Raw genomic sequence first — 2966 nt, forward strand, 5'->3', positions numbered from 1 at the left:
AACTGGGGCCGATCGAAATCCCGTTCCAAACCTGGGACAGCGTCGAAGACAACGCCTTCTTCTGCCCCAACCCGAGCAAAGTGCCCGAGCTGGAAGCCTATATGGACCAACTGCGCCGTGACCAAGACTCGGTTGGCGCAAAAATTACCGTGGTGGCTGACGGCGTTATGCCGGGCCTGGGCGAGCCGATTTTCGATCGCCTGGACGCCGACCTGGCCCACGCGCTGATGAGCATCAACGCGGTAAAAGGCGTGGAAATCGGCGCTGGTTTTGCCTGCGTGGCCCAGCGTGGCACCGAGCACCGCGATGAGCTGACGCCGCAAGGTTTCCTCAGCAATAACGCGGGGGGCATTTTGGGCGGCATCTCCTCTGGCCAGCCGATCATTGCCCACTTGGCGTTGAAGCCCACCTCCAGCATCACCACGCCGGGGCAGTCGATTGATGTCGCTGGCCAGCCGCAGGATGTGATCACCAAAGGCCGCCACGACCCGTGTGTAGGCATTCGCGCGACGCCGATTGCCGAAGCAATGATGGCCATCGTGTTGCTCGACCACCTGCTGCGCAACCGTGGGCAAAACGCCGACGTGCAGGTCAGCACGCCGGTACTGGGCCAGCTGTGAGCCCGTCGCTCGCCCTGGGGCAGTAAGCGCCATGGCGAGCCCTCTACCGTACTGGCGCCTTTCCAGCTTTTACTTCTTTTACTTCGCCCTGCTCGGGGCGACGGCGCCGTTTCTGGCCTTGTACTTCCATCATTTGGGTTTTTCCCCGGCGCGTATTGGCGAGCTGGTGGCCATTCCCATGCTAATGCGCTGCGTCGCGCCGAATTTGTGGGGCTGGATAGGTGATCGCACCGGCAAACGCCTGGCGATTGTGCGCTTTGGCGCGGCCTCGACCTTGCTGTGTTTTAGCCTGATTTTTATCAGTAAGAGTTACGCCTGGCTGGCGTTGATCATGGCGTTGCATGCGTTCTTCTGGCATGCGGTATTGCCGCAGTTTGAGGTCATTACCCTGGCGCATTTGCGCGAGCAGGCGGCGCGTTATAGCCAGATCCGTTTGTGGGGCAGCATTGGCTTTATCGTCTGCGTGGCAGTGCTGGGCAAGCTGTTCGAGTGGCTCAGCCTGGATATTTACCCGCTGGCGCTGATCGGCATTATGGTCGGCATTGTTATCAGCAGCGGCTGGGTGCCCAATGCCCAGCCTTATGTGCGCGAGAACCATGGCGCTGTTGGCGGGTTTCTTCAGCAATTGCGGCAACCCGGCGTATTGGCCTTTTACCTGTGCATCGGCCTGATGCAACTGAGCCACGGGCCTTACTACACCTTTCTCACCTTGCACTTGGAAGCCCTGGGCTATGCCCGCGGTTTTATCGGCCAGCTGTGGGCCTTGGGCGTAGTGGCTGAGGTGCTGATGTTTTTGTTGATGGCGCGCATTCTTCAGCGTTTTTCCCTGCGCCAGGTGCTGATGGCCAGCTTTGCACTAGCGGCTTTGCGTTGGTTGCTGCTGGGTAATTTTGCCGAACATTTGCCGGTGCTACTGCTGGCGCAGGTGATGCACGCCGCCACCTTTGGCAGTTTTCACGCCGCCGCCATTCACTTTGTGCAGCGCAGTTTTGGTGCCAACCAACAAGGCCAGGGCCAAGCGCTGTATGCCGCCTTGGCCGGCATCGGCGGAGCTTTGGGCGCGCTGTATTCCGGCTATAGCTGGAACAGCCTTGGCCCAGCCTGGACCTTTGCCATCGCCAGCCTTGCCGCTGGCGCGGCAGCCGTTATCATCGCCATGCGTTTGCCAAGCGACAACGCCCGCAACCTCGCACAGCCACCCTTGCAACACCCCGATTTAGAAAAGGAGCGGGCATGAGCCGCGAAAGATTGGCCGACGAGATTATCGCCGCAGGACGTTTTCTCTATGGCCGTGGCTGGTCGCCAGCCACCAGCAGCAACTACTCGGCGCGGCTGTCAGCCAGCGAAGCGTTGCTCACCGTTTCCGGCAAGCACAAAGGCCAACTGGGCCGCGACGACGTGCTGGCCACTGACCTGCAGGGCAACAGTCTGGAACCGGGCAAAAAGCCTTCAGCCGAAACCCTGCTGCACACCCAGTTGTACCAATGGCGCGCCGACATCGGCGCGGTGCTGCACACCCATTCGGTTAACGCTACCGTTATATCGCGTGCTACTGCCGCCAGTGAGCTGGTGTTTGAAGATTACGAACTGCAAAAAGCCTTTACCGGCACCACCACCCATGAATCCCGGGTGCGGGTGCCGATTTTCGACAATGATCAAGACATCGCTCGCCTGGCCGCCAAGGTTCAGCCCTGGCTGGAGCAGCATCCCGAGTGCGTCGGCTACTTGATTCGCGGCCACGGCCTGTACACCTGGGGCGCGCAGATGAGCGATGCCTTGCGCCAAGTTGAAGCCTTTGAATTCTTGTTCGAGTGCGAGCTGAAAATGCGCGCCCTCGGCACTTCCCGTTAAGGAGCAAGCGATGAGCAGCCTCAGCGTATTCGCCGTGTCATCCCCGGAAATCCCCAACAAAGTCCTCAACCATGTGGAAGACATCACCAGCACCCTGGCCGCCGTCGGCGTGCGTTTTGAGCGCTGGCAAGCTGTCACGCCGCTCGCTCCGGGCGCTAGCCAGGATGAAGTGATCGCCGCCTATAAACCGCAAATCGACAAGCTGATGGCCGAGCGCGGTTATGTGACGGTGGACGTGATCAGCCTGAGCGACGACCACCCGCAAAAAGCCGAACTGCGCGCCAAGTTTCTCGACGAGCATCAGCATGCCGAAGACGAAGTACGTTTTTTCGTTGCGGGCCGTGGCTTGTTTACCCTGCATATCGACGACTACGTGTACGCCGTGCTCTGCGAAAAAAACGACCTGATCTCGGTGCCCGCCGGCACCCGTCATTGGTTCGACATGAGCGAGCACCCGCACTTTATTGCCATTCGCCTGTTCAACAACCCTGAGGG

The 2966-nt window shown here is 60.0% G+C and carries 4 protein-coding genes; all 4 read left to right on the top strand.

The genetic code is table 11. The features are described from left to right. Positions 1-620, top strand: a 620-nt coding sequence (aroC, locus tag AAAB16_RS21870; protein WP_340665235.1) for a chorismate synthase, incomplete at its 5' end; no start/stop codon positions are given. Between the two features lie 31 nt (positions 621-651). Continuing rightward, the gene (locus tag AAAB16_RS21875) at positions 652-1857 is read left to right on the top strand and encodes an MFS transporter (RefSeq protein ID WP_340665236.1); all 1206 of its coding nucleotides are present in this window, start codon (positions 652-654) and stop codon (positions 1855-1857) included. Continuing rightward, positions 1854-2471, top strand: a complete 618-nt coding sequence (locus tag AAAB16_RS21880) for a methylthioribulose 1-phosphate dehydratase (RefSeq protein ID WP_340665237.1) — start codon at positions 1854-1856, stop codon at positions 2469-2471. Before AAAB16_RS21875 ends, AAAB16_RS21880 begins: the two co-directional genes overlap by 4 nt. Before the next feature lie 10 nt (positions 2472-2481). Continuing rightward, on the top strand, positions 2482-2966 hold a 485-nt coding region (locus AAAB16_RS21885), incomplete at its 3' end, for an acireductone dioxygenase (protein ID WP_340665238.1).

Origin of the sequence: Pseudomonas sp. (assembly GCF_037994325.1) — a bacterium.
Taxonomy (GTDB): domain Bacteria; phylum Pseudomonadota; class Gammaproteobacteria; order Pseudomonadales; family Pseudomonadaceae; genus Aquipseudomonas.

Excerpts from the sequence above, each read along its gene's own strand:
- AAAB16_RS21875 (WP_340665236.1), top strand. The coding sequence starts at position 652 with ATGGCGAGCCCTCTACCGTACTGGCGCCTTTCCAGCTTTTACTTCTTT.
- AAAB16_RS21880 (WP_340665237.1), top strand. The coding sequence starts at position 1,854 with ATGAGCCGCGAAAGATTGGCCGACGAGATTATCGCCGCAGGACGTTTT.